The sequence below is a fragment of the Vibrio sp. YT-19(2023) genome (assembly GCF_033337395.1).
This window is the reverse complement of the sequence record NZ_JAWOQN010000630.1, coordinates 1-645: the sequence shown is the minus strand read 5'-3', so window position 1 is coordinate 645 and position 645 is coordinate 1. Positions and strand designations below refer to the sequence as shown.

Genomic DNA, 645 nt, shown 5'->3' with positions numbered 1-645 from the left:
CGTTAACGCCCACTGCATTTGCAACAGTTGCGCTGGATCGTCACCGACCATTTTCATGCTGTCTTGCAGACTGCTTTTCGCGTTATCGATGGTGTTTTTTAGTTCGCTGATGTTTTCTAGCAAACCGCCTTCTAAACCGTTGTTCCCCTCCGGAATAGACATGGCTTGTTCAAAACGCTCACTCAGCCCGTCTTCGACTTGAGCATCTTGCAACTTCTCAAGGTTGGTTTGCATCACCTCGGTGTACTGTGTATTGATCATGTGTACTCCTACGACAAATCTAACTTATGGCTGTGAGTCATGATGTTCTTCACCATCGCGTTTTTTTGGATAACAAAACTCAGCTCTTCACGTACTAAATCGACTGTTGATGTCATCTCTGGCAAAGACTTTAGCTCAGCCCAACAATGCCAAAGCGCCTGTTCTTTCTGAGCGCCAAGTGGGAAGCTTTGCGCAAGCATCGCTTTTAATGCTGCTCTGTCTGTTGGCGGCTCAGCCATTAACTGGCCTGCAAAATCTCCGAGCAACTCTTGTTTCAGAACGCTCAATAATTCCGGAACGGCATCATCCGTTCCTTTGGCGCTTTTCGCCTGATGAAAGGCGTACCACAGCGCTTCTTTTTGTGTTTGAGGATCAGAAATAACG

The 645-nt window shown here is 47.0% G+C and carries 1 protein-coding gene and 1 pseudogene; both read right to left on the bottom strand.

Annotated elements, in window-relative coordinates; translation table 11 throughout:
• A partial coding sequence (vscI, locus tag R7E78_RS27560) for a SctI family type III secretion system inner rod subunit VscI (RefSeq protein WP_318058808.1) occupies window positions 1-261 on the bottom strand: 261 nt, incomplete at its 3' end.
• 8 nt (window positions 262-269) lie between these two features.
• Window positions 270-645 (bottom strand): annotated as a pseudogene (gene vscH / locus R7E78_RS27555) (YopR family T3SS polymerization control protein VscH); the annotation flags it as partial.